This is a genomic window from Mesorhizobium sp. WSM1497, from assembly GCF_001672455.2.
GTDB classification, from domain to species: domain Bacteria; phylum Pseudomonadota; class Alphaproteobacteria; order Rhizobiales; family Rhizobiaceae; genus Mesorhizobium; species Mesorhizobium ciceri.
Genome location: NZ_CP021070.1, coordinates 6635019 through 6659523, shown reverse-complemented (window position 1 = coordinate 6659523; position 24505 = coordinate 6635019). Strand labels below are relative to the sequence as shown.

Below are 24505 nucleotides of genomic sequence, written 5' to 3'. Positions count from 1 at the left end.
CCTATCGGCTGACGCTCATCTCCGCCTCGGAAGACTTCTCCGCTTCGCTCTTGTAGGAGCTTTCGCAATAGGGCGTGCAGGACATCGTCTGGATTTCGGCACGCCGATAGATGCGCACCGACGAAGCGGCCTGCCGCACGACGGTTACCTGCTCATCGACGATGGGACTGCCGTCGGTATCGAGCACGACCAGATTGGTGACGCCGAAACCTTTGCCGGTGAGCACGATCGTCGAAGCGTCCTGCACGGAAGCGTCGGCGATTGCCGGGTTGCCGACCACGATGGTGTCTGCGGGACGCGACAGTTTGACGATCTTGGCCTGGTTCATCGTGACCTCGATGCCGGCGCCGGCCATGGCGGGCGCGACGAAGCTCGAGACGGCAAGAAGCGCGGCAATCAGGATTGACGATCTCGGCTGGGCCATTGAGGCGCTCCACGCAGGCGGACTGATCAACGGAACATGAACGAGATTGGTGAACCAACGGTTAAGCCTGCGATGTTGCCAATCCTGCAATGGCCGATAAGGGCGCCCCGCGAGGCGCGGTCCAGTCGGGGCGCAAGCCTGCCAAACCTGGGACTGGAAGGCGCGGCGGTACTTTAGCCCGAAGTTAACCACGCAATATGTTCGAACCGGGAAAGGAATCGGTAAGGCTGTTTCTTAAGCCGATCGAAAGAGCTTCTCCCTAGATTGGCAGCATCCGATCAACCATCACAGAAGTTGACGGAAGTGCTGTAACACGTGGAGTAGGAGCTCTCGAATGTCTAATCTCATCGCACGTTTTGTGAAGGACGAATCCGGCGCGACCGCTATCGAATATGGTCTGATCGCCGCTCTCATCGCGCTCGCCATCATCACTGGCGCCGGCACGCTCGGCAATGCGCTGAATGCCAAGTTCACCAACATTGGCAGCACCCTGAACGGCACGCCGAGCGGCAGCTGATCGGCTTATCGCCGAGCACTTGCATTACATTTCTGGAAAAGGGCCGCCGCGTGGCGGCCCTTTTTCTATGCCGCTGCCAATATAGGTCGTCATTTCGTTCTTGGCCTCATCAATCGTTAATCGAACATACTTAGATTGAGCCCGTGAAATCGGACAATAGGCATGGCGCCGATGCTTGAAGCCCTGATCTTCGTCGTCTTTCCGTTCTGCATGCTGTTTGCCGCGATCTCCGACATGCTGTCGATGACGATCGCCAACCGCGTGCCGGTGCTGCTCGTCGTCGTTTTCGCGCTGGTCGCGCCCCTTACAGGCATGGACTGGGCGGCCTATGGCGGACATTTCGCCGCCGGCGCCCTGGTCCTGGCCGTGACGTTCGGCCTGTTTGCAATAGGCGGCATGGGCGGCGGCGACGCCAAGCTTCTGGCCGCAACCGCGATGTGGATGGGCCTCAATGTCAATCTCGTGGAGTATCTTGTCGCCTCGACAATCATCGGCGGCCTGCTGACGCTCGCGATCATCCTCTACCGGAAGTCGATGCTTGCGGCCGTTACCGGCCAAAATCCGTTTCTGCGCCATTTCGCCGACGAGGCAAAAGGCGTTCCCTATGGCGTCGCGCTCGGCCTTGGCGGGTTGCTGACCTATCCGGACTCGCCTTTGATGATATGGGCGCTGGCCAGGCTGGCGGCCTGACCACGATATTATTTTATTGTCTGTCAGCATTGCCGAGACCCCGTTCTCAACGGGGTCGGCCCGGCTGTTTTGGCCGGTCCGGCTATAGTCCGGCTAATTTATGTAAACGTTAAATTAATCACGATCGTAAGCATTACATTAACCTTGTTTTGACGATTGCCGCTGCAAAGTCCGGCTTGGCTACGTGGTTTGCCAGGGCAAGGGTTCGGACAGATGCCAGCATCGCGATTGATAATTCTGAGCGTGGCGGTGGCCGCGGCGGGTGGCGCTGGCTATGTCGCGAAGAACATGGTGGCACCGCCGCCCCAGGTCGTCGTTGATTCCGCTCCCCAGGCCCCGGCAGTGGCACTCCAGGATGTGCTTGTGCTTTCAGGCGACGTTCCGATGGGCAGCCCGATCCAAAACAACATCGCCTGGCAATCCTGGCCCGCCGACGGCGTCAACGCGAATTTCATCACCCGCACCGCCGAGCCCGAGGCGCTGGACAAGCTGAAGGGTTCCATTGCCCGTGTGGCGATGTATGCCGGAGAGCCGCTGCGGCGTTCCAAGCTGATCGGGGAGGGGCAGAGCTTCATGTCGTCGATCCTGCCTTCCGGCATGCGGGCGGTCGCCACGGCCATCTCGGCCGACACGTCGGCCGGCGGCTTCATTCTTCCCAACGATTTCGTCGACGTCATCATGACCCGCAGGGCCGATGCCGCCAGCGGTGCCGCCGGCTTCAACACCGAAACCATCCTCAAGAACATCCGCGTCCTGGCCATCGACCAGACCATTCAGGAGGACGAGGAAGGCAAGAAGACCAGGGTGGGCCAGACCGCCACGCTGGAACTGACGCCCAAGCAGGCGGAGATTATCACCGTCGCCCAGCAGATGGCGGATCGCCTGACCCTGGCGCTGCGGGCGGTCGCGGACACGCAGGAAAAGAATGTGGGTGAGGCCGACTATCTCGTTTCCGGCAATGGCCGCAGGGGAACGGTGAGGCTGATCAAGTCGGGCGAAGTTTCCGAAGTGGGAGCAAGGAAATGAAGCTAGGTGGCAAACTGCCGGCAATCGTAGCCGCGGCATTCGGCCTGCTGCTCGTCGGTACGAATGTGCAAGGCAGCGTCGTCGAGGCAAAGAACGCGCAGGTCACGGCATCGACGGCCACCCAGCGCGTCAAGCTCGGCCTCAACAAGTCGGTGGTCATCGACCTGCCGAGCGATGCCTATGACATTCTCGTCGCCAACCCGGCGGTTGCCGATGCGGTGACCCGCACCGCAAGGCGCATCTATCTGTTCGGCAAGGCGGTCGGCGAGACGAACATCTTTGTCTTCGGCCCCAATGGCGAGCAGATCGTCAGTCTGGACCTGGCCGTCGAGCGCGACGTTGCCGGCCTTGAGGATTATATCAGGCGCTTCCTGCCGACGTCGGCCATCAAGGTGGAACTGCTGAACGACAACGTCGTCCTGACCGGAACGGTCGACACGCCGCTGGACGCAAAACGCGCGGTCGACCTGGCGACGATCTTCGTTTCCGGTGGTGAAGCGACGACCGGACAATATTCGCAGACCGCTGCCGGCGGTTCGGCCCAGAGCGGTGTCGACATCAACAATCCGGACCAGGAGCGCCGCACCAGCAAGATCGTCAACCTTTTGCAGATCATTGGCGACGACCAGGTCACGCTGAAGGTCACGGTCGCCGAAGTCAGCCGCTCGGTGATGAAGCAGCTCGGCGTCAACATGGTCGGCAGCGGGGGCAGCAACGGCATTAGCTACGGCGCGGTCAGCGACAATTTCATGGGTCTCGGCAAGCAGCTATCGAACTCGGGCCTCCAGGTCGGCGCGTCGGGGCTGCAGGCCTATGTCAACGCCATGGAGCAGTCCGGAGTCATGAAGACTTTGGCGGAGCCGACCTTGACCGCCGTATCCGGCGAGAAGGCGACCTTCAAGGTCGGTGGTGAATACAACATGGTCACAAATGTCGACCAGAAGGTGTCCGACGACAACCGGACTGGGTTGAAGACCTACAGTGTCGAAAAGATCGAGTACGGCATCGGCCTGGAATTCCAGCCGGTGGTGTTGTCTCCCGGCCGCATAAGCCTGAAAGTCCGAACCTCGGTTTCCGAGCCGACAACCGAGGGATCCGTGTCGTTGTCCGAAGGCGTGACGAGTTCCGGCATGAACGCCCTTTCGCTGCGTAAGCGTCTTGCCGATACGACCGTTGAACTGCCCTCGGGCGGCTCCATGATGATCGCCGGCCTGGTTCGCGACGATGTCAGGCAAGCCGTCAACGGACTGCCCGGACTGACAAAGATTCCAGTGCTTGGCGCGCTCTTCCGCAGCAGGGATTTCGTCCGCAACGAGACCGAGCTCGTCGTCATCATCACCCCCTATCTGGTGAAGCCGGTGGCACGCAACGACCTTGCCAAGCCGGACGACAATTTCAACGCCGCCAGCGATGGCGCCGCCATGTTCCTTGGCCGCGTCAATCGTGTCTACGGCACCATGCAGACCGACAAGCCCAACGGCCGCTACCACGGCGTCGTCGGCTTCATCTACAAGTGAGCGGAGAAGCGGACATGTCTCAGTCAGCATTGAAGGCAAGCACCATCGCCGCAACGATGCGCTTTGGCCGCTCGCGGGTCTGCCGGCGGTCCGTTCCGGTTCTGGCGATTGCGATGGCGGCACTGCTGGCCGGCTGCGCCCAGCGCGACAGCATCACGGTCGGCTCCATCCCGGACGATTATCGCACCAACCATCCGATCGTGATCGCCGAGAAGAACCAGAAGATAGATCTGCCGGTGGGCGCCGGTGACCGTGGCATGACGGGCTCCCAGCGTGACACGCTTTCGGGCTTCCTCGACGGCTACGACAGGAGCGCCGCCCCGACGCTGACGATTGCAATCCCGGCAGGCTCGGCCAACGAGGTCGCGGCGGCCGCTGCCGGGCGTGATTTCGCCCGGCTGGCGGTTGCCAGCGGCATCAAGCGCAACCGGATCGTCATGACCTCCTATCAGTCCGCTTCCGCCGAAGCCTCGGCCCCCATTCGCGTTGCCTATATCTCGGTGAAAGCCCAGACCGATAAATGCGGGCGCTGGCCCGAAGATCTCGTGGAGACATCGGAAAACAAGCACTATGCCGATTTCGGCTGCTCCTATCAGAACAATCTTGCTGCCCAGATGGCCAATCCGGCCGATCTGCTTGGACCACGCAAGCAGGCGCCTATCGACGCCGAGCAGCGTGGAAAAGTCATCGACGGGTACCGAAATCAACCGTTCTTTGATTGGCAAGCAGAAGGCGAAGTTAGCTACTAAAGCGCAGTTCCGGAGCACATGGACATGAACAATCTGGCCTATGACACTCCTGTGGACGGCAGCGATACCTCGCAGCAGGACATCGCCGCGATGCAGGCGTTGCGGCCGATCCCGCGCATCTCGATCCAGGCATTCTGCGAGACCGAGGGTGTTGCCAACCCGGTCGAGCGCGCCGGCGAGGACCGTCGCATGACGAAGGCGCATCTCAAGGTCCACATGGGCGGTGTTCCCACTGCCATCGAATTCTACCAATCGGCGCCGACGCCCAATCTGATCCTGCTGGAATCGCGCAGCGAGCCCAAGCAATTGCTGGAACAACTCGCCCAGCTTTCGGAATATTGCGATCCGACGTCGAAGGTGGTGGTGATCGGCCACTACAATGATGTCGGCCTCTACCGGGAACTCATCCGCAACGGCATTTCCGAATATGTGATCGCTCCGGTCTCGATGGCCGACATCGTCAGCGTGGTGTCGTCGATTTTCATCGATCCGGAAGCCGAGCCGCTCGGCCGCTCGATCGCCTTCGTCGGCGCCAAGGGCGGTGTCGGCTCCTCGACGATCGCCCACAATGTGGCTTGGGCGATGTCCTCCCTGTTCAAATCCGAAGTGGTCGTCGCTGATCTCGATCTGGCTTTCGGCACCGCCAACATCAATTTCGACCAGGATCCGGCGCAAGGCATTGCCGAGGCGGTGTTTTCACCGGAACGCATCGATGAAGTCTATCTCGACCGGCTGCTGACCCAGTGCGCCGAGCATCTGTCGCTGCTGGCGGCGCCTTCGACGCTCGAACGGGTCTATGATTTCGATCCAGAGGCCTTCGTTCAGCTCATCGACACCGCCCAGCGCAGCGTGCCGCTTCTGGTGCTCGACGTCCCCCATGCCTGGACGGGCTGGACCAAGAACACCTTGGTCAAGGCCGACGAGATCGTCATCACCGCGACACCGGAACTTGCCAATCTGCGCAACACCAAGAACCTCATCGATATGCTCAAGCGGCTTCGTCCCAATGATCCGCCGCCCAAGCTGATCATCAACCAGGCCGGCGTCCCGAAACGCCCGGAGATTTCGCCGGCCGATTTCGCCGAGCCGCTCGGTCTGTCGCCAATGTCGGTCATTGCTTTTGATCCCTTGCTGTTCGGCAATGCCGCCAACAACGGACGTATGCTTGGCGAAATGGATGCCAAGAACCCGGTCGTCGCAATGATCAACGAAATGGCGCATGTGCTGACCGGGCGCAGCGAAATCAAGATCAGGAAGAAGGCCGGGCTCGGCAGCCTGCTCGGCAAGCTCTCGCGCAACAAGAAGTGACGCTTCAGCAGTGGAATCGGTAGTCGATCATGTTTGGTAAAAGAGGCAGCGACGACGGCAACCGGTTCACGCCGGAATTTCGCCAGCCAGCACCGGCGCCTGTTGCGCCGCCGGCTGCAGGTTCCGTGGACACGGCGGTTCTGACACGGCCCGCGGCGCCAAGCGCGCCTGTCGCGCCGCCGGCGCGCCGTGCGGTCGAGGCACCGCCATTGGCGCCTGAGCCGAAGCGGGCACAGCGCGAAAAGAGCGAAACCTATTACGATACCAAGAGCCAGGTCTTCTCCGCGCTCATCGACACCATAGATCTGTCGCAGCTTTCCAAGCTTGATCCTGAAAGTGCGCGCGAGGAAATCCGCGACATCGTCAACGACATCATCGCGATCAAGAACTTCGCAATGACGATCGCCGAGCAGGAAGAGCTGCTCGAGGACATCTGCAACGACGTGCTCGGCTATGGGCCGCTCGAGCCGCTGCTCGCCCGCGACGACATCGCCGACATCATGGTCAACGGCTCCAGGAACGTCTACATCGAGGTCAACGGCAAGGTCGAACAGACCGGCATCCGCTTTCGTGACAACCAGCAGCTCCTCAACATCTGCCAGCGCATCGTCAGCCAGGTTGGCCGCCGCGTCGACGAATCCAGCCCGATCTGCGACGCGCGCCTCCCCGATGGCTCCCGCGTCAACGTCATCGCGCCGCCGCTCTCCATCGATGGCGCCACGCTCACCATCCGCAAATTCAAGAAGGACAAGCTGACGCTCGACCAACTGGTCAAGTTCGGCGCCATCTCGCCGCAGGGCGCCGAAGTTCTCAAGATCATCAGCCGTGTTCGCTGCAACATCGTGATCTCGGGCGGTACCGGTTCGGGCAAGACCACGCTGCTCAATTGCCTGACCAACTATATCGACCGCGAGGAGCGCGTCATCACCTGCGAAGACTCGGCCGAGCTGCAATTGCAGCAGCCGCATGTGGTGCGCCTCGAAACCCGCCCGCCCAATCTGGAGGGCGAGGGTGAGGTGACGATGCGCGACCTGGTCAAGAACTGCCTGCGCATGCGGCCCGAGCGCATCATCGTCGGCGAAGTGCGCGGACCCGAAGTGTTCGATCTTCTGCAGGCGATGAACACCGGCCATGACGGCTCGATGGGCACGATCCACTCGAACAGCCCGCGCGAATGCCTGAACCGCATCGAATCCATGATTGCCATGGGCGGTTATTCGCTGCCGCAGAAGACAGTGCGCGAAATCGTCGTCGGTTCCATCGACGTGATCATCCAGGCAGCGCGCCTGCGCGACGGATCGCGCCGCATCACCCACATCACCGAGGTGATCGGGATGGAAGGCGACGTTATCATCACGCAGGATATCGTCCTCTACAACATCAAGGGTGAGGACGCCAACGGCCGGCTGTTGGGTGAGCACGTATCGACCGGCATCGGCCGTCCGCATTTCTGGGAGCGTGCACGCTATTACGGCGAGGAGCAGCGTCTCGCCATTGCGCTCGAGGCGATGGAGAAACGCGCTGACTGACGTCTGCTGGGGTGTAAGGGTTCGGGCCAATGTTTGGAATTGACGGCACAGTACTGGCGTTTGTCGTGCTCGCCGGCTTCAGCGCCGGCGCCGTCGCTTATGCATTTCTGTTCACCCGGATCAGCAACGAGAAACAGGTCGGCAAGCGGCTCGAAACAATCAGGACCGCCGAGACGGATCGCTCCGTCGTCAAGGCCTCGCGCGACCGCGTGGCGGAAGCCGCCAAGCGGCGCAAATCGGTTCAGGATTCTCTCAACGAACTCGACGCCAAGCAGAAAACCAAGGACAGCCGCGTCAAGAAGCCGCCGCTGAAAGCCCAGCTTCGTCAGGCCGGCCTCAAGACCACCATCGAGCGTTTCTATATATATTCCGCAATATGCGGCATCGTTTTGACAATGGCCGCTTTCGTGGCCGGAGCCCCGCTGAGCGCCTTGCCGGGCGTGCTGCTGGCCGGGGGGCTGGGCCTGCCGCGCTGGTTCGTCACGTTTCGCCGCGCCCGCCGGGTCAAGGCATTCCTCAACGAATTTCCAAACGCGCTCGACATCATCGTGCGCGCGGTCAAATCCGGCCTGCCGCTGAACGATGCCGTGCGCCTGATCGCCAACGAATCGCCCGAACCCGTAAAGACCGAGTTTCGCCGCATCGTCGATTCACAGCAGATGGGCCTCTCTATCCCCGACGCGACCTTGCGCATGCCCGAAACCATGCCTTGCACCGAGGCAAGCTTCTTCGGCATCGTTATCCAGATTCAATCGCAAGCCGGCGGCAATCTCTCCGAGGCGCTGGGCAATCTTTCGCGCGTGCTTCGCGATCGCAAGAAGATGAAAGCCAAGGTCGCGGCGCTGTCGATGGAAGCGAAGGCATCCGCCGCGATCATCGGTGCGCTGCCCTTCATCGTCGCCTTTCTCGTCTACCTGTCGAGCCCGGCCTACCTGATGCCGCTGTTCAACACCAGCGTCGGAAACCTGATCCTTGGTTGCTCTGCGGTCTGGATGTCGATCGGCATCCTGGTGATGCGCAAGATGATGAACTTCGAAGTCTAGGATGCTGGCATGACCGAGCAAGTCATCAAGACCCTGACGGATCCGAGCTTCCTGATCGCGATGCTGGTCGCGATAGCGGTGTTTGCGACCGTCTTCACCTTGCTGCCGGCGTTTGGCGGAAACCAGCTCAAGTCACGCATGAAATCCGTTGCGCTGGAGCGCGACGAACTGCGTGCGCAACAGCGCGCCCGGCTTGCGGTCGAGGCCGACCGCCGTCGCAAGGGCTTGCGTGAGGAACAGTCGATCGGCATGCGCAACATCGTCGACCGCCTGGATCTGAGACGCGCGCTCGCCGATGAAGGCACCTTGCAGAAACTCAAGGTGGCCGGTTTTCGTGGACAGAATCCGCTGACGCGGTTTCTTTTCTTTCGTCTCGTGCTTCCTTTTGTCGGTTTCGCGCTGGCCGCAATCTACATCTTCGTGCTCGGAGGACTGCCCGACAAGCCATTGGTCATCAGGCTGTTCGTCTGCATCCTCGTTGCTTACGGCGGCTTCTACGCGCCGGTCATCTACGTCAACAACCGCGCCACCAAGCGCAAGCAGTCGATCCAGATGGCATGGCCGGATGGGCTCGATCTGATGCTGATCTGCGTCGAATCGGGCATGTCGGTGGAAGCAGCATTGCGCAAGGTCGCCGACGAGATCGGCGCGCAATCGGTGGCGCTGGCGGAAGAGTTCATCCTCACCAATGCCGAGCTTTCCTATCTGCCGGAGCGCAAGCAGGCCTACGAGAACCTGGCAAGCCGCACCGGCCTGGATTCGGTCAAGTCGGTGTCGCAGGCGCTCGTCCAGGCCGAGCGTTACGGCACGCCGGTGGCGCATGCACTGCGCGTGCTTGCCGCCGAAAGCCGCGACATGCGCATGAATGCGGCCGAGAAGAAGGCGGCCGCCCTGCCGCCAAAACTCACCGTGCCGATGATCCTGTTTTTCCTGCCGGTGCTTTTCGCCATCATCCTGGGTCCCGCCGGCATTCAGGTCAGCCAACGCGGTATCTTCGGCGATCATGCGGCGCCGGCAACAAACGCCCAGTAGCGGCAAGGCAAATTCCTGCAGTACACTTCAAACGAAGAGGCCGCGCTGCATGCAGCGCGGCCTCTTCGTTGGGGCATCGGAATTGTGGTCTCAGTTGGTTGCGGATTTCGGCTTATCCTGGTCCTTGAGCTGGCTCCAGGCGTTCTGTTGGGCCAGCATCTGCCTGAGATAGGCGACATTTGCCTGCGCCTGTTCGGGCGACAGTTCCTGCGAGGCGATCTTCTCGGCCTCGTCGAACCGGCCTTGCAGGCCGACGACCAGCGCCAGGTTCTGGCGGACCCGGCTGTCCGCATTCGGCTGTTGCGCGGCCGAGCGCATATAGGTTTCGGCGGTGCGCAGATCACCTTCCAGCACATACGACATGCCAAGATTGGAGAGCACGGAAGGCTCGTTCGGCTTGAGGTCGAGCGCCTTGCGGTAAAGCTGGCGCGCATCGTCCTTCTGGCCGGTCTGGTCGAGAATGGCCGCTTCCGCCGACACCAGCCTCCAGTCGGGATATTCCGGTGTCTGAGCGCGACGCACGGCGTCGAGCGCCGCCTCGAACTGGCCATTGGCGGCCAGCGCCTTGCCATAGGAGGCAAGCACGTCACGATCCTTGGGCAAAGCGATGGCGAGTTTGCGCATCACGGCCAGCGACTGGTCGGCGTCGCCATCCATCTGTAGCGCCGCCGCATAGTTCGTCGCTATCCGCTTGTCGTTGGGGTTCTTCGCGTAGGATTGGCCAAGTGCACCGGTGGCATTGTGCAGTTCGCCGGCCGACATGCTTTCAAGCGGTTTGCCGCTGGTGCGTGCGATAGAGCCGGTGGAGAGCTTGTCGGTTCCGCAACCGGCGACGCCCGCCGTCAGCGCCAGCACAAGAGCCATGGTGATGAGCCGTTTTCCCCTGATATTGATCCTGCGGTTGGTCGGCATGGCACCCTAAGCCTCCATTCATGCGCGGCCATTGCGTGGCCGTCTTCCCTCTCGCAGAAATATTCTGTTAACCCTAACGGACGGTTAAGAACGGCGACTCACACGGAGAACATCGCATGCCTGTCGAACTCGTCGGGAAGACATTGCTGGGCGCGTTGCCGGTCCATCTGGTCGCCAGGGACGGTCTGGACGCGGCCGGTCTTGCGCCGGCCGCCATCGCCTGGGCCAGGGCCAACGGCTTTTCCGGCGAGGCAGGCAGGACACTGGTCGTGCCCGGCGAAAACGGGGCGCTCGGCGGCGCCTTGTTCGGTATCGGCGATGGCGAAGGCGCGCTTGCCCTCGGCGCATTGTCGAAAGCCTTGCCGGAAGGCGACTGGCATTTCGCCTTGGCGCCGGCCGAGGCCGAACTCGCGGCGATCGCGCTGCTGCTCGGCGGTTATGTCTTTACTCGCTACGGCAAGAAGCCAGGCAGGGCGCTGCGCTTCGGCCTGCCGGCCGACGTCGATGCCGGGCGCGTTCGCCGCATTGTCGATGGCGTCTTCCTGACACGCGATCTGGTCAACACGCCGACTAGCGATATGGGTCCGGAAGATTTGGAGCAGGCGGTGCGGACCCTGGCCGCCAGGCACAAGGCCGAAGTCTCGGTGATCAAGGGTGACGATCTCCTCGACCGGAACTTCCCGATGATCCATGCGGTCGGCCGTGCGTCGACCAGCGCACCGCGCTTGATCGACATACGATGGGGGCAGCAAGACGCACCGAAGGTGACGCTGGTCGGCAAGGGCGTCTGCTTCGACACGGGCGGTCTCGACATCAAGCCATCGTCCGGCATGCTGCTGATGAAGAAGGACATGGGCGGTGCCGCCAATGTGCTTGGCCTCGCCTCGATGATCATGGCTGCCGGGCTGAATGTGCGGCTGCGCGTGCTCATTCCCGCGGTCGAGAATTCGATTGCCGGCAACGCCTTCCGGCCTGGCGACGTGCTGGTGAGCCGCAAGGGCATCACTGTCGAGATCGGCAACACGGATGCCGAGGGACGGCTGGTGCTGGCCGACGCGCTGGCGCTGGCCGACGAGGAGGAGCCGCAGCTTCTGGTCGACATGGCGACGCTGACCGGGGCTGCCCGTGTCGCGCTCGGCCCCGATCTGCCACCGTTCTACACCGGCGACGAAACGCTGGCATCCGATCTGGCGGAGGCTTCCGTCGCGACGGAGGATCCGCTGTGGCGCATGCCACTGTGGCGGCCCTACGATGCAAAACTGTCGTCGAAGATCGCCGACATCAACAATGTCACCACGGACGGTTTCGCCGGCTCGATCACAGCGGCGTTGTTCCTGAAGCGCTTTGTCGAAAAAACCGCGGGCTGGGCGCATTTCGACATCTTCGCCTGGAATCCGGCTGATCGTCCGCATGGCCCCGCCGGCGGCGAGGCACAGGGCATCCGCGCGCTGGAGCGGATCATCGCGAAACGCTATGGCTGACAGTCGCAGGCGAAAGACGGCAATCGCTTTGACTGAAACGGAACCGAAACAATTTGCCGTCATGCTGGCGCGATGTCGATTGCGATGCGCCCCAGCCAGGCCTTGCGACTGTGGCAGCAGGTGATGCTGTCGCAGGTGCGCGACGACGCGCCCGATCTGACCATGCGCCAGACGGCGATCCTGTTCACCATCTATCTCGATCCGCCGCCGCACACCGTGCGCGGGCTCGCCGCCCGGCTCAATGTGACCAAGCCGGTGATCACCCGCGCCCTTGACACGATGGGCGCTTTGAAACTCGTCTCGCGCCATCGCGACGAGCTCGACAAGCGCAATGTTCTGATCAGGCGCACGGTCGAGGGCGCGCTCTTTGTCGAGCGCTTCGGCGATGGTATCATCGCCAAGGCGCTCGAACTGCCGATGTGAGCGACCTTTTCAACAGAGTGCTCGATTTGACTGCCAGGGATGCCCGCCTTCACGCTTTTCGCTCCGACCTTGCCGATGCAAGGCTGAAGGGCGAGGTCGCCGCTGACCGCTTCGTCGCCGGCCGGCCGGCGCGGGTCATCGCGTCAGTGGCCGATATGCGCAAGGCGCCGCGGCCGGATGCCGGCGTCAACACGCAAGCGCTGTTCGGCGACGATGTCCTGGTCTTCGATGTCGCTGAAGGCTGGGCCTGGGTCCAGGCCGAACGCGACGGCTATGTCGGCTACGTCGCTGACACGATGCTGGGCAAACGGGACCATACGCCGACGCACATCGTCTGCGTGCCGCGCACCTTCCTCTACCCCGGGCCGGATCTGCGCTTTCCGATCGCCGGACAATTGTCGATGGGATCGACGGTGACAGTGACGGAGGCGGCCGAGACGCGCGGTACGCACTATGCGGTCCTGCCGTCCGGCGAGGCGCTGATCGCAGGTCACCTGCGGCCGCTCAGTGAAGCTGCCTCCGACTATGTCGCGGTTGCCGAGGCGTTTCTAGGAACACCCTATCTCTGGGGTGGCACTTCCGGTTTCGGCATCGACTGTTCGGGGCTGGTGCAACTGGCGATGCGCATGGCCGGCAGAGACGTGCTGCGCGATTCCGACATGCAGGCTGCGGCCCTTGGCGAGCCGCTGGAACCGGGACCTGATTTCTCCGGCTTGCGACGCGGCGATCTGGTGTTCTGGAAGGGCCATGTCGCCGTGATGACCGATGCCGACACGATGATCCACGCCAACGGCCACACCATGCTGGTGTCGCGCGAAGGCCTGAAGGATGCGGTTGATCGCATCGGTTATCTCTATGGTGGCCCGACAGGGTTCAGGAGGCCGTAGCCTTTCTTCCTTCGCCCCGTTCACGGGGAGAAGGTGCCCGAAGGGCGGATGAGGGACAGCGCCAGCATTGAGAGGTTCGCGCCGCCCCCCACCTGCCTGCCGGCATCCTCTCCCCGTACTGGGGCGAGGAAAGCTCACCTCGATCACCTTTTGTTCCGATTTTCCTTGGCGTTCGCGCGCCGTCGCGCTACCTCTGGCGGGTGACAGTTGAGCCGCGCCTTGCCGAACAGAATGCCGCCGTGGCCCTGCCCGAACCATTCCTCAGATGGTTTGGCGAGAAAGGCTGGTCGCCGCGCGCCCATCAGATCGAACTTCTGGCGAAGGCCCAGGCCGGTCAGTCGGTACTGCTGATCGCGCCGACCGGTGCCGGCAAGACGTTGGCCGGCTTCCTGCCTTCGCTGACCGAACTGGCCAACCGGCCAAAGAGAAAGCCGGGCCAGGCGCAGCGCGGTATCCACACGCTCTACATCTCGCCGTTGAAGGCGCTTGCCGTCGATATCGAGCGTAATCTCGGCAAACCGGTGGAAGAGATCGGGCTGCCCGTCACCATCGAGACGCGCACCGGCGACACGCCGGCGCACAAGCGCCAGCGCCAGAAACTGGTGCCGCCCGATATCCTGCTGACCACGCCCGAACAACTGGCGCTGCTGATTGCGGCCGGCGATGCCAGACGCTTCTTCGAAGATCTGCGCTACGTCGTGCTCGACGAACTGCATTCGCTGGTGACATCGAAACGCGGGCATCTGCTGGCGCTCGGCCTGGCACGGTTGCGCAGCTTTGTCCCTGGTCTGCAAACCATCGGGCTATCGGCGACGGTGGCCGAACCTGACGAGTTGCGGCGCTGGCTGGTCAGCCAGAATCCACCCAAGGGTTCGACAGGCCATGACATGGCCGAACTGATCGTCGTCACCGGGGGTGCGAAACCGGAGATTTCCATCCTCGACTCCGAAGAGCGCGTGCCATGGGCGGGACATTCTGCGCGCTACGCCACGCCGGAAATCTATCGCGAAATCAAGCGCCACAAGACGACCCTGCTGTTCGTCAACACGCGCAGCCAGGCGGAGCTGCTGTTCCAGGAATTGTGGCGGGTCAACGAGGACACGTTGCCGATCGCGCTGCATCACGGTTCGCTCGACGTCGCCCAGCGCCGGCGGGTCGAGAAGGCGATGGGCGAAAACGCGCTGCGCGCCATCGTCGCCACCTCGACTCTCGATCTCGGCATCGACTGGGGCGATGTCGATCTGGTCGTGCATGTCGGCGCGCCAAAGGGGGCGAGCCGGCTGGCACAGCGCATCGGCCGTGCCAACCACCGCATGGACGAGCCGTCCAAGGCGATCCTCATCCCCGCCAACCGCTTTGAGGTGCTGGAATGCCGGGCCGCCCTCGACGCGAACTATCTAGGCGCGCAGGACACGCCTCCGTTGATCAATGGCGGGCTCGATGTGCTGGCCCAGCATGTGCTCGGCTGCGCCTGCGGCGCGCCGTTCCGTGCCGATGACCTGTACGAGGAGGTGCGAACGGCAGCACCCTATGTCAGCCTCGACCGGCCGACATTCGACCGCGTCATCGATTTCGTTGCCACCGGCGGCTATGCGCTCAAGAATTACGAACGCTACGCCCGCATCCGTTTGAACAAGGACGGGTTGTGGCGGGTGTCCAATCCGCGCGTCGCCCAGCAATACAGGCTGAATGTCGGCACCATCATCGAGGTGCCGGCGCTGAATGTTCGATATGTGCAGGCCGGCAGCAAAGGCGCGGCTTCGCGTGGCGGCCGGGTCCTCGGCAAGATCGAGGAGGCCTTCCTCGAAACGTTGACGCATGGCGACACGTTCATGTTCGCCGGCAAGGTGCTGCGCTTCGAGGGCATCCGCGAGAATGAATGCTTCGTGTCGAACGCGCCGGGCAGCGATGCCAAGGTGCCCTATTATGGAGGCGGCAAGTTTCCGCTTTCGACCTATCTCGCCGAACAGGTCCGCATCATGCTCGATGACCCGCAGCGATGGAAAAAGCTGCCCGAGCAGGTCGCCGACTGGCTGCGCTTCCAGGCCGACAAATCGGTGCTGCCCAAGCGCGACGACCTGCTGATCGAGACCTTTCCACGCGGCAATCGCCACTATCTGGTGGCTTACCCGTTCGAGGGCAGGCTGGCGCACCAGACGCTCGGCATGCTGCTCACCCGCCGCCTCGACAGGGCAGGAGCCAGGCCGCTCGGCTTCGTCGCCACCGACTATGCCTTAGCGATATGGTCACTGGGCGACATGGGCGCGATGTTCAAAGCCAGGAAGCCTTCGCTGAGCGCACTTTTCGACCAGGACATGCTGGGCGACGACCTCGAAGCCTGGCTGGCCGACAGCTGGCTTCTCAAGCGCACCTTCCGCAACTGCGCGCTGATTTCCGGATTGATCGAGAAACGCCACCCTGGCCAGGAGAAGAGCGGCCGCCAGGTCACGGTCTCGACCGACCTGATCTATGACGTGCTGCGCAGCCATGAACCGGACCACATCCTGCTGCAGGCGACGCGTGCCGATGCGGCGGCCGGCCTGCTCGATGTCAGCAGACTTGCCGACATGCTCTCGCGCATCCAGGGTCGAATCGTGCATAAGGCTCTCGAACAGATATCGCCGCTCGCCGTGCCGATCATGCTCGAGATCGGCAAGATGCCGGTGAACGGCGAAGCCGATGAGACATTGCTGATGGATGCGGCGACGCTGGTCGCGGAGGCCATGGGGCCGGAGATGGTCGAGGAATGAATTTTTCGCTGGCGCGCACATCGCTGATCGCCGAGGCCGATCTTGTCGGCATATCAGGCGAACGCGCCGTCTGCGACCCGCGCGGCGTGCTTTATTTTCCGGATCTGCGGCTTCTGGCCGTGTCCGACCTGCATCTGGAAAAGGGCTCGTCGCTGGCACGCCGCGGCACGCTGATTCCGCCCTATGACACCGGCGCGACCTTGCTGCGATTGCAGGCCGTCATCGCTGACTACCAGCCGTCTATCGTCATCAGCCTGGGCGACAGCTTTCACGATGGCGGCGGCGCCCAACGCATGCATGCAAGTTTCCGAGAGCGGCTGGAAGCGCTGATATCAGGCCGGCAATGGTTCTGGGTCGCCGGCAATCATGACCCGGAAGCGCCAGCCGACCTGCCTGGCGAGACGGTGCGTGAACTTGCTATAGGCTCGCTGCTGTTCCGGCATGAGCCATCGAAGCAGCGTGTCGAAGGCGAAATAGCGGGCCATCTGCATCCCTGCGCCCGCATCGTCCAGCAGGGCCGCTCGGTGCGGCGCCGCTGCTTTGCCGGCGACGGCGGCCGCATGATCATGCCGGCCTTCGGTGCCTATACAGGCTCGCTCAACGTGCTCGATCGCGCCTATGCCGGGCTGTTCCGGCTGGATACGCTGATGGCCTATATGCTGGGCGCCCAACGCATCTTTGCCATTTCCGGCTCGATGCTGCGGCCGGGCTAAACAGCCCTACCTGCCGTAATAGAGCGTAACCGTGTGCTTCGCCTCTGCAAAAAACAGCCAGCGCTCGACCAGCATGCCGGCGAACTGGATTGCAGCAGCGAGTACCGACAGCAACGCTGCCGGCGGCCAGGGCAGGGCGAACACAATGGCGAGCAGCCCCAAGGGCAACGCGAAGGCCAGAAGCTGCGTGATCTGGCGCAGCCGCGCGCTGTGCTTGCGCGCGATGCGGAAACCCATTTCCTTGAGCAGATAATTCTCTTCGGTATGCGGCCATTCCAGCGACCGCACCGTACCTCCCGCCAGCCCGGTCGCGGTGTTGGCGGTGGTCGCGATCTCCAATCGGTCGTTGTAGCGCCAGGTCGCCACTTTCCAGCCCCAGCCGATCAAGGTCAGCAGCAGGCAAGCCGCCAGAAGCATCTTCGAACCGAAGGCAAAGCCCTGCAGCAGCGCGTTCAGCAGCACGCTGCCGGTCATTGCCGAGAAGATGACATAGCCGGGCAGGGTGAAGCGGCTATGCCATTGGGCGATCGGCTTCAGCGACGCATAGATCATGCCGGTGGTGCAGACGGTGATGATTGCGCCGATGGTGGCCAGAGATCCGGCGATGCCGACCCAGCCATCGGTCTTGCCGAAGAATATCCAACCGATGCCGAACAGTCCCGCCGGAATGAAGGTGATGACCGAGGCAACACCTTCGCGCGACAGCCATGAACTGCGCCATTGTGAGAACGCCCGCCAGGCGCGTTCGGGTCTGCCGAGGTGGCCGGTCGAGGACAACAGGCCGGCCACGATCAGGCCGAGCGCCAGCCCCATGCCGATGAAGCCCAGCCAGAAATCGGGTGGGATGATCTGGAAGCCTCCGAGCGTGCCCAGCAGCGCGAGCAGGCCGTAGCCCGCGCCGGTGGCAGTGGTGAAGAAGACGACGGAGAAGGCTGGATGCATGGGTCAGTTCGAAAGCATGCGGTCGACCCAGCCGAGGAAACCGCCGTCGGCCCGCACCGGTTCCAATGCCGGCGCGGCCACCGATGCGGGGCGCGCGGTGTGGGCGCGCGGCGGCAAATATTTGTTGGTCGGGCGATAGCCGAGCTCAGGCATCAGGTCGACGCCGCCACGCTCGGCCACCAGTTGCGAGACCGCCGACAGGGGATCGCCGAGATCACCGAAATGCCGGGCGCTGGTCGGGCAGGCGGCGACGCAGGCCGGCACGCGGTCTTCTTCGGCCAGATTGTCATTGTAGATGCGGTCGACACACAGCGTGCATTTCTTCATCACCCCGACATCGGTGTCGAATTCGCGTGCTCCATAAGGACAGGCCCAACTGCACAATTTGCAGCCGATGCACTTGTCCTCGTCGATCAGCACGATGCCGTCCGAAGCCCGCTTGTAGGAGGCGCCGGTCGGGCAGACGGTGACGCAGGCCGGCGTCTCGCAATGCAGGCAGGAGCGCGGGAAGTTCACCGTCCGTCCGCCCATCTCGGTGGTGTGCTCATAGCCGTGCACGCGGTTGAACCAGACGCCGTCGACATGGCCGCCATAGGGATCGATGTCGGTCAGCGGCGCCATGTGGCCGCCGGTGTTCCATTCCTTGCAGGCGGTGACGCAGGCCTGGCAGCCGACGCAGGTGTCGAGATCGATGACGAGGCCGAGCTTCTTGCCGCTTTGACTTGGCAGACAGGTCATTTGGTCGCCTCTCTCGCCCTGCGGAATTCGGCGCCGAAAGTCAGTCTGTCGGGCGAGGATTCGAAATGCGGCGGCTGCAGGAAACGCTGGAACTGCGGCTCGGTGAACCCGGCTTCTTCGGCTGCGCATTTGACGATGCGCACGCGCAGGTCGAACCACGCAGCCTGGCCCGTCACTGGATCGGAATTCGAATAGCGTTTGCCCTGAGCGTCGGTCGAGGTCTGGTCGCCGATAATATGGTTGAGCAGGAAGCCGCGGTTGCTCTCGGCCGCGTCGTCCTTCAGCCCCCAGCTGCCGCGCCTTTTGCCGATGGCGTTCCAGGTCCAGACCGTGCTTTCGTTCACCCCGTCGATCAGCTTGATCTGCCCCTTCACTCTGCCGTTGATGCTTTCGATCCACACCCAGTCGTCATCGACAAGGCCGAGACCGGCTGCCGTCCGGTGATGCACGAACAGCCGGTTCTGGCTGGTGATCTGCCGCAGCCACGCATTCTGCGAACCCCAGGAATGGTACATGTGCATCGGCCGCTGCGTCAGCGCATGCAGCGGATATTTTTCGAGGTCGACGACCGCTTCCTCGAAGGGCATGTGCCAGAACGGCAGCGGGTCCATGTAGGTCTCGATGCGCTGGCGATCGCCTTTCGGCGGCACCACACGGCCATGGCCACGCGCGGCGAGCCTGAAGCGCTGCATAGGCTCCGAGTAGAGCTGGAAAACGATCGGTTCGGCTTTCGGGATAAAACCCATCTGCACCGCGAAGTCGAGATAGGAGCGGTTGGCCATCTTGTAATAGCGCTGGTCGTCCGCGAAATCATGATGCCAGAAGCCGCCATTGTCGATGTAGCGCTGCAACTGGTCCGGGTTGGCCTCACCCCTGCCGGTCGAGGTCCCATCCTTGCCGCGCCAGCCGGCGAGCGGGCCGATGCCGGGCGTGCGCTCATGGTTGACGATGTAGTCGGCATAGTCGCGGTATCTGGCCGAGCCGTCCTCATCGACGAAACCAGGCAGGCCGAGCCGGGCGCCGAGTTCGATCAGCACCGACTGGAACGGCCGGACGTCGCGGTCGGGCTCGATGACGGGATGGCGGATGGCGTCGCCCGGTCCGTCGGCATGACTGATCGGCCGGTCGAGCAGGCTGATGCAGTCGTGGCGCTCGAGATAGGTCGTGTCCGGCAGCACCAGATCGGCGAACGGCACGGTCTCGGAATAATAGGCGTCGGAATAGATGATGAAAGGGATCTTGTAGTTGCCCGCTTCGTCGCTGTCGGTCAGCATCGCCATGGTCTCGACGGTGTTCATCGAGGAATTCCACGCCATGTTCGACATGTACATCATCAGCGTGTCGATCTTGTAGGGATCGCCTGCCCAGGCGTTGCGGATGACGGTGTGCATCAGGCCGTGCGCGGCCAGCGGCGCGTCCCACGAATAGGCCTTGTCGATGCGAAGCGGCGTGCCGGCCTCGTCGACCAGCAAATCGTCCGGCCCGCAGACGAAGCCGAGCGGCATGCCGTCGAGCGGCGTCATCGGCTTGACGGTCTTGCCCGCCGGCTTCGGTCCGGGCGGCGCGGATCGGGGGTAGGGCGGCTTGAAGCGGAAGCCGCCGGGGACATCCACCGTGCCCAACAGCACCTGAAGGAGATGGATGGCGCGGCAGGTGTGAAAACCGTTCGAATGGGCCGAGATGCCGCGCATGGCGTGCATCGAGACAGGCCGCCCCTTGATCGTCTCGTGGCGGCGCCCGGCCCAGTCGGTCCAGGCGATCGGCAATTCGATCGTCTGTTCGAAGGCGACATGGGCGAGTTCGGCGGCGATCCTGCGGATCGTGTCGGCGGCAATGCCGCAGCGCTCGGCGACCGAGTCCGGTGCGTAACTCTCATCGAGGTAGCGGTCGGCGATCAGCTGGAACACCGGGACGCAGCGGCGCCCGCCGATCGTGAAGCTGCCGGTCAGCGCCGGTTTCGCACCGGCATCGGCGGCGCTGACCGGTGTTTTGGCCACTCTGTTCCAAGCCAGCGGATTGCCGTCGGCGTCGCGCACGAACAGCCCGTCATCGGCAGCACCTGGCTCCTGCACGACGAGAACATGGGCATTGGTGTAGCGCAGCAGATACTCGAGATCGACGCGACCCGCCTTGAGCAATTCGTGGATGAGGGCGAACACGAACAGGCCGTCTGTTCCGGGTCGGATGCCGATCCAGTCATCGGCAATGGCATTGTAGCCGGTGCGGCACGGATTGATCGAGACGACCTTGGCGCCGCGCGCCTTGAGCTTGCCGAGACCGATCTTGATCGGGTTGGAATCGTGATCCTCGGCAACCCCGAACAGCATGAAATACCGGGTGTTGTCCCAGTCGGGCTCGCCGAACTCCCAGAACGAACCGCCGATCGTGTAGAGACCGCCGGCCGCCATGTTGACCGAACAGAAGCCGCCATGGGCGGCGAAGTTCGGCGTGCCGAACTGGCTCGCCCACCAGCCGGTCAAGGATTGGGATTGATCGCGGCCGGTGAAGAAGGCGAGTTTCCTGGGGTCGGTCCGCCGGATGTTCGACAGCCGTTCCGTAGCGATCGAAAACGCCTCCTCCCACTCGATCTCGCGGAACTCGCCGGAGCCTCGCGGCCCGCTGCGCAGCAATGGCTTCTTCAGCCTTGCCGGGCTGTAATGCTGCATGATGCCGGAGCTGCCCTTGCCGCAGATCACGCCGCGATTGACCGGGTGGTCCTTGTTGCCGTTGATGTAGCGGACCTTGCCATCCTTGATGTGTACATCGATTCCGCAGCGACAGGCGCACATGTAGCAGGTCGTCTTGGCGATGCTGTCGGAAATGGCAGGCGAGGTGTCGACGCCGTCGCCTTCGTCAGGCGCTCGCGTGTCGGCAAGCGGGCGTTGCGATGGTGCCGAATTCGCGCCGCGCGGCGGTCCCTGCATCATGATCCGGTGGCGCCTGTACGGCGCATGGATTTGGCCCGCGTCTTCGGTCCGGGGCCGCGCATGTAGTGCTCTTCCGGGTGATAGCGATCGCCGGCCAGCCGCCGCCTTAAGCCGCGGGTCCAATGCGCAAGCAGGGATCTGAACCGCCCGATCATTCTGCTCTCTGCGATCTTTCGGCGAATTTTTTCTAACTTCGCCGGAAAACTTAGAATAAAGCTATCGATCTGTCTAATCAGTTGTTCTTGTAAATTCGATCGATATTGGTTCTTAATGCGGGCATGACCCTGGACCAGTTGCGGATTTTCGTCGCCGTCGCCGAGCGCGGCCATATGACCAAGGCGGCGGAACTGCTGGGCATTTCGCAGTCGGCGGCATCGGCGGCCATCCGGGCGCTTGAAGAACAGCACGGCGTCCACCTGTTCAACCGCGTCGGCCGCAACATCGAGCTTGCCCAGACCGGCCATCGGTTCCTGCCCGAGGCCAAGGCCGTGCTCGAACGGGCCGCCGCTGCCCGCAATGTGCTGGAGCATGTCTCGCAGACCGTCACCGGCAGCCTCTCGATCGCCGCCAGCCAGACCATCGCCAGCTACTGGCTGCCGCGCCGGCTGGCTTCCTTCCACGAAGCCTATCCGGCCGTCAGGCTGAGCGTCTCCATCGGCAACACCAGGCAGGTCGAGGCCAATGTCCTCGATGGCGCGGCGGATCTGGGCCTGGTCGAAGGCCGCACCGAGTCCGATATCCTGCGCCGCACCAAGGTCGACGTCGACAGGCTGATGCTGGTGGTTGCCAGCGCGCATTCGGAGATCCCCGAAGTCGCGCCCGGCCGCCCTGACATCAAGGGCCTGCGCTGGATTATCCGCGAGGGTGGTTCGGGTACGCGCGAGGTGCTGGAGGATCTGGCACGCCACGAAGGCATTTCGCTCGCCGACCTCCAGATATTCCTGGTGCTGCCGAGCAATGAAGCTATTCGCCAGGCGGTCGAGGCGGGGGCCGGCGCCACCATCATCTCCGAGCTTGTCGCGGCTCGCGCCGTGGCCGAAGGCAGTCTGAGATCGGTGCCGCTCGAACTGCCGAAACGCGACTTCGCCATGATCACCCATCGCGATCGCCAGGCAAGCCTGGCCCAGATGGCGCTTAAGGCGCATCTCGACGGCAAGGCGGATGCCCCGTCGGCGGGCTAGAGTATCAGAGCTTGCGGCTTTGCCGTTGGCTCGGAGGTCTTGGTACTTTGTATCGAGTGGCTGATTGAAACGCCTCACCACGACCTTCCTCCCCAGATGGGCTCGCTAGCGCTGTCCGCCTCGACGCCCAGCCGTCACTCTGGCAATCCGGCGTCCCGCAGCGCGCTTCCCAGAGTCTCCGCGAGCGCTGGCGCACAGCGCACGCCAGCAAATTGGCGGCTGTAGCGGAAGCCCGGCTGAAGCTCGCGCACGCGCGCGGCGGCGGCCCTCGCTTCGTCCAGCCGGCCGAGTTTGGCGAGCGCAGCGGTCAGTTGCACGTAGGTGATGCTGTGTGCCGGATTGGCTTGAACGGACTTGTAGGCTGCGCGACAAGCTTCTTCGTAACGCCCGCGCAGCAAATGGCTCATTGCTTGGGCGTCAAACGCGGCCCAAGCCCACGAATCGAACGGGCTTAGCCGGATACCCTTCTGGCTCCATTCTATCGCGCGCTCTGCTTCGCCGGCCCATCCGAGAACGACGCTGCCAAGAATGTAAGTCAGCGCCGATGACGGGCTAATGGCGAGGGCTGCGTCTAATGCCGTGAATGCAGCGGCGCGATCATGCGCGTCCATGCCGATCGAAAACCCTGCCCATGTCAGAGCGAGTGCATCGTCTTGTCCATGGACAATGGCCAATCGGGCGTGCCGGATCGAAGCCGCACGGTTGAATTCCTGCAGCCCGGCACGAAGGAACAAACAATGATGACACATTGCTGCATTGCCATGCGCAAGGGCATAGGCAGGCTCGAGTGCGATGGCACGCTCAAGAAGCGCCAGTGCTCTCGTAACTTGTTCCGGCATACCTGTATCGACATCAGGCTGGGCTTGAAGCACGAGATCGTATGCGTCGAGACTCTCTGGGCGCTTCCGCCTGACACGTTCAATTTCCGCTTTTCGCAAGCTTGGAGCAATCGCGCCCACCGCTGATAGCGCGATTTCGTCCTGAAGCGCGAAAATGTCCTCCGAACTCCGGTCGTAGCGCTCGGCCCACACGTGCGCGCCGGTCGATGCATCGATCATCTGAGCGGTTACGCGCACACTACCGCCAGCTTTGCGCACGCTGCCTTCGAGGACATATCGTACGCCAAGCTCGCTGCCGACCTGCTTCACGTCCACGGCGCGGCCTTTGTAAGCGAAGGTCGAGTTTCGCGCGATAACGAAGAGCCATTTTATGCGTGCCAGGCCGGTGATGATGTCATCGACCATTCCATCAGCGAAGTACTCCTGTTGCGGATCTCCGCTCAAATTCGAGAACGGCAGGACCGCGACGGAAGGCTTCTCAGGCAAGGTCGGCGCCGACGCGGTGCGGGCGGCTGCAAAACGATCGGGGACATTCGTCGCAACAGCCGGTCCTACATAGCGATAGCCTCGGCGCGGCAGTGTTTCGATCCAGCTCTCAGCATCCGCTGCGTCGGCCAATACCCGGCGCAAGGCCGCGATCTGGACCGTCAGGTTGTTGTCGGCAACCGCCAATTTGCCCCAGCCGGCTTCGACCAGCGCGTCTTTGGATACCGGTACGCCCGCGTTTTGGAGCAGCAAACGCAGAAGCGAAACGGCGCGTTGCCCAAGCATGGTCGGCTCGGCGCCGTGATACAAAATGCCCGCCACCTGATCGAGACGGAACGGGCCAAACTGATAAAGGTCGCCTCCGATTGTCATCCAACGCTTTTAGCAAATT

Annotated in this window: 22 protein-coding genes; 15 read left to right on the top strand and 7 right to left on the bottom strand. The window is 62.8% G+C overall.

Annotated elements, in window-relative coordinates:
• Position 1: 1 nt before the first annotated feature.
• Entirely contained in the window at positions 2 to 424 is a 423-nt protein-coding gene (locus A9K65_RS32345) for a pilus assembly protein N-terminal domain-containing protein (protein ID WP_013533687.1), read from the bottom strand.
• A 334-nt stretch (positions 425 to 758) separates the two neighbouring features.
• On the opposite strand from A9K65_RS32345, the gene A9K65_RS32340 reads away from it, so the two are divergent.
• From A9K65_RS32340 to A9K65_RS32300, 9 genes are all read left to right on the top strand, one after another.
• On the top strand, positions 759 to 941 hold the full coding sequence (locus A9K65_RS32340; RefSeq protein WP_063171181.1) for a Flp family type IVb pilin: 183 nt from the start codon (positions 759 to 761) through the stop codon (positions 939 to 941).
• A 171-nt stretch (positions 942 to 1112) separates the two neighbouring features.
• Positions 1113 to 1631, top strand: a complete 519-nt coding sequence (locus tag A9K65_RS32335) for a prepilin peptidase (protein WP_013533685.1) — start codon at positions 1113 to 1115, stop codon at positions 1629 to 1631.
• 213 nt (positions 1632 to 1844) lie between these two features.
• A complete protein-coding gene (gene cpaB / locus A9K65_RS32330) occupies positions 1845 to 2657 on the top strand; it encodes a Flp pilus assembly protein CpaB (RefSeq protein WP_013533684.1) in 813 nt (270 codons plus the stop codon).
• A complete protein-coding gene (locus A9K65_RS32325; RefSeq protein WP_063171182.1) occupies positions 2654 to 4174 on the top strand; it encodes a type II and III secretion system protein family protein in 1521 nt (506 codons plus the stop codon). The genes cpaB and A9K65_RS32325 overlap by 4 nt, the downstream gene beginning before the upstream one ends.
• Positions 4175 to 4188: 14 nt before the next feature.
• The gene (locus A9K65_RS32320) at positions 4189 to 4923 is read left to right on the top strand and encodes a CpaD family pilus assembly protein (RefSeq protein WP_063171183.1); all 735 of its coding nucleotides are present in this window, start codon (positions 4189 to 4191) and stop codon (positions 4921 to 4923) included.
• A gap of 18 nt (positions 4924 to 4941) precedes the next feature.
• Positions 4942 to 6231, top strand: coding sequence for a CpaE family protein (locus A9K65_RS32315; RefSeq protein WP_064995710.1), 1290 nt, complete (start codon positions 4942 to 4944; stop codon positions 6229 to 6231).
• 29 nt (positions 6232 to 6260) lie between these two features.
• A complete protein-coding gene (locus A9K65_RS32310; protein ID WP_013533680.1) occupies positions 6261 to 7760 on the top strand; it encodes a CpaF family protein in 1500 nt (499 codons plus the stop codon).
• A 29-nt stretch (positions 7761 to 7789) separates the two neighbouring features.
• Positions 7790 to 8803: a type II secretion system F family protein gene (locus A9K65_RS32305; RefSeq protein ID WP_064995709.1), complete on the top strand. Its 1014-nt coding sequence runs from the start codon at positions 7790 to 7792 to the stop codon at positions 8801 to 8803.
• A gap of 9 nt (positions 8804 to 8812) precedes the next feature.
• The gene (locus A9K65_RS32300; protein ID WP_013533678.1) at positions 8813 to 9835 is read left to right on the top strand and encodes a type II secretion system F family protein; all 1023 of its coding nucleotides are present in this window, start codon (positions 8813 to 8815) and stop codon (positions 9833 to 9835) included.
• Between the two features lie 90 nt (positions 9836 to 9925).
• Here the strand turns inward: A9K65_RS32300 and A9K65_RS32295 are convergent, their stop codons facing one another.
• Entirely contained in the window at positions 9926 to 10747 is an 822-nt protein-coding gene (locus A9K65_RS32295) for a tetratricopeptide repeat protein (protein WP_013533677.1), read from the bottom strand.
• Between the two features lie 116 nt (positions 10748 to 10863).
• Here A9K65_RS32295 and A9K65_RS32290 point away from each other — a divergent pair, with 116 nt between their 5' ends.
• The 5 genes from A9K65_RS32290 to pdeM all read left to right on the top strand — a co-directional run bounded on the left by A9K65_RS32290 (position 10864) and on the right by pdeM (position 17001).
• On the top strand, positions 10864 to 12228 hold the full coding sequence (locus A9K65_RS32290) for a M17 family metallopeptidase (protein WP_064995708.1): 1365 nt from the start codon (positions 10864 to 10866) through the stop codon (positions 12226 to 12228).
• A 72-nt stretch (positions 12229 to 12300) separates the two neighbouring features.
• Positions 12301 to 12651 (top strand): MarR family winged helix-turn-helix transcriptional regulator, encoded by a 351-nt coding sequence (locus A9K65_RS32285; RefSeq protein ID WP_013533675.1) that lies wholly within the window; start codon positions 12301 to 12303, stop codon positions 12649 to 12651.
• A 26-nt stretch (positions 12652 to 12677) separates the two neighbouring features.
• Positions 12678 to 13538, top strand: a complete 861-nt coding sequence (locus A9K65_RS32280) for an NlpC/P60 family protein (RefSeq protein ID WP_027161742.1) — start codon at positions 12678 to 12680, stop codon at positions 13536 to 13538.
• 200 nt (positions 13539 to 13738) lie between these two features.
• Entirely contained in the window at positions 13739 to 16288 is a 2550-nt protein-coding gene (locus A9K65_RS32275) for a ligase-associated DNA damage response DEXH box helicase (RefSeq protein WP_063170000.1), read from the top strand.
• Positions 16285 to 17001 carry a ligase-associated DNA damage response endonuclease PdeM gene (gene pdeM / locus A9K65_RS32270; RefSeq protein ID WP_013533672.1) on the top strand — a complete coding sequence of 239 codons (717 nt, stop codon included), beginning with the start codon at positions 16285 to 16287 and terminating at the stop codon, positions 16999 to 17001. The genes A9K65_RS32275 and pdeM overlap by 4 nt, the downstream gene beginning before the upstream one ends.
• Before the next feature lie 6 nt (positions 17002 to 17007).
• Here the strand turns inward: pdeM and A9K65_RS32265 are convergent, their stop codons facing one another.
• Genes A9K65_RS32265 through A9K65_RS35800 form a run of 4 tightly spaced genes read right to left on the bottom strand, consistent with a single transcriptional unit; the run spans position 17008 to position 21937 of the window.
• Entirely contained in the window at positions 17008 to 17943 is a 936-nt protein-coding gene (locus A9K65_RS32265) for a DmsC/YnfH family molybdoenzyme membrane anchor subunit (protein WP_064995707.1), read from the bottom strand.
• Positions 17944 to 17946: 3 nt separating this feature from the next.
• Positions 17947 to 18681 (bottom strand): 4Fe-4S dicluster domain-containing protein, encoded by a 735-nt coding sequence (locus A9K65_RS32260; protein ID WP_013533670.1) that lies wholly within the window; start codon positions 18679 to 18681, stop codon positions 17947 to 17949.
• On the bottom strand, positions 18678 to 21608 hold the full coding sequence (locus A9K65_RS32255) for a molybdopterin oxidoreductase family protein (RefSeq protein WP_064995706.1): 2931 nt from the start codon (positions 21606 to 21608) through the stop codon (positions 18678 to 18680). The genes A9K65_RS32260 and A9K65_RS32255 overlap by 4 nt, the downstream gene beginning before the upstream one ends.
• Entirely contained in the window at positions 21605 to 21937 is a 333-nt protein-coding gene (locus A9K65_RS35800) for a hypothetical protein (protein WP_198327682.1), read from the bottom strand. Before A9K65_RS35800 ends, A9K65_RS32255 begins: the two co-directional genes overlap by 4 nt.
• On the opposite strand from A9K65_RS35800, the gene A9K65_RS32250 reads away from it, so the two are divergent.
• Complete coding sequence (locus A9K65_RS32250) at positions 21887 to 22789, top strand: LysR substrate-binding domain-containing protein (RefSeq protein ID WP_064995705.1); 903 nt, start codon at positions 21887 to 21889, stop codon at positions 22787 to 22789. The two genes, A9K65_RS35800 and A9K65_RS32250, sit on opposite strands and share 51 nt — an antisense overlap.
• Positions 22790 to 22923: 134 nt before the next feature.
• Here A9K65_RS32250 and A9K65_RS32245 read toward each other — a convergent pair whose 3' ends face one another.
• The gene (locus A9K65_RS32245) at positions 22924 to 24486 is read right to left on the bottom strand and encodes a winged helix-turn-helix domain-containing tetratricopeptide repeat protein (RefSeq protein WP_064995704.1); all 1563 of its coding nucleotides are present in this window, start codon (positions 24484 to 24486) and stop codon (positions 22924 to 22926) included.
• Between the last annotated feature and the right edge of the window lie 19 nt (positions 24487 to 24505).

Excerpts from the sequence above, each read along its gene's own strand:
- A9K65_RS32335 (WP_013533685.1), top strand. The coding sequence starts at position 1,113 with ATGCTTGAAGCCCTGATCTTCGTCGTCTTTCCGTTCTGCATGCTGTTT.
- A9K65_RS32285 (WP_013533675.1), top strand. The coding sequence starts at position 12,301 with ATGTCGATTGCGATGCGCCCCAGCCAGGCCTTGCGACTGTGGCAGCAG.
- A9K65_RS32315 (WP_064995710.1), top strand. The coding sequence starts at position 4,942 with ATGGACATGAACAATCTGGCCTATGACACTCCTGTGGACGGCAGCGAT.
- cpaB (WP_013533684.1), top strand. The coding sequence starts at position 1,845 with ATGCCAGCATCGCGATTGATAATTCTGAGCGTGGCGGTGGCCGCGGCG.
- A9K65_RS32245 (WP_064995704.1), bottom strand. The coding sequence starts at position 24,486 with ATGACAATCGGAGGCGACCTTTATCAGTTTGGCCCGTTCCGTCTCGAT.
- A9K65_RS32250 (WP_064995705.1), top strand. The coding sequence starts at position 21,887 with ATGACCCTGGACCAGTTGCGGATTTTCGTCGCCGTCGCCGAGCGCGGC.
- A9K65_RS32265 (WP_064995707.1), bottom strand. The coding sequence starts at position 17,943 with ATGCATCCAGCCTTCTCCGTCGTCTTCTTCACCACTGCCACCGGCGCG.
- A9K65_RS32310 (WP_013533680.1), top strand. The coding sequence starts at position 6,261 with ATGTTTGGTAAAAGAGGCAGCGACGACGGCAACCGGTTCACGCCGGAA.
- A9K65_RS32345 (WP_013533687.1), bottom strand. The coding sequence starts at position 424 with ATGGCCCAGCCGAGATCGTCAATCCTGATTGCCGCGCTTCTTGCCGTC.
- A9K65_RS32340 (WP_063171181.1), top strand. The coding sequence starts at position 759 with ATGTCTAATCTCATCGCACGTTTTGTGAAGGACGAATCCGGCGCGACC.
- A9K65_RS32295 (WP_013533677.1), bottom strand. The coding sequence starts at position 10,747 with ATGCCGACCAACCGCAGGATCAATATCAGGGGAAAACGGCTCATCACC.
- A9K65_RS32300 (WP_013533678.1), top strand. The coding sequence starts at position 8,813 with ATGACCGAGCAAGTCATCAAGACCCTGACGGATCCGAGCTTCCTGATC.
- A9K65_RS32255 (WP_064995706.1), bottom strand. The coding sequence starts at position 21,608 with ATGATGCAGGGACCGCCGCGCGGCGCGAATTCGGCACCATCGCAACGC.
- pdeM (WP_013533672.1), top strand. The coding sequence starts at position 16,285 with ATGAATTTTTCGCTGGCGCGCACATCGCTGATCGCCGAGGCCGATCTT.
- A9K65_RS32290 (WP_064995708.1), top strand. The coding sequence starts at position 10,864 with ATGCCTGTCGAACTCGTCGGGAAGACATTGCTGGGCGCGTTGCCGGTC.
- A9K65_RS35800 (WP_198327682.1), bottom strand. The coding sequence starts at position 21,937 with ATGGCCGCGCTCGGCGACGGCGACGAAAATCCGCAACTGGTCCAGGGT.
- A9K65_RS32260 (WP_013533670.1), bottom strand. The coding sequence starts at position 18,681 with ATGACCTGTCTGCCAAGTCAAAGCGGCAAGAAGCTCGGCCTCGTCATC.
- A9K65_RS32320 (WP_063171183.1), top strand. The coding sequence starts at position 4,189 with ATGTCTCAGTCAGCATTGAAGGCAAGCACCATCGCCGCAACGATGCGC.
- A9K65_RS32305 (WP_064995709.1), top strand. The coding sequence starts at position 7,790 with ATGTTTGGAATTGACGGCACAGTACTGGCGTTTGTCGTGCTCGCCGGC.
- A9K65_RS32325 (WP_063171182.1), top strand. The coding sequence starts at position 2,654 with ATGAAGCTAGGTGGCAAACTGCCGGCAATCGTAGCCGCGGCATTCGGC.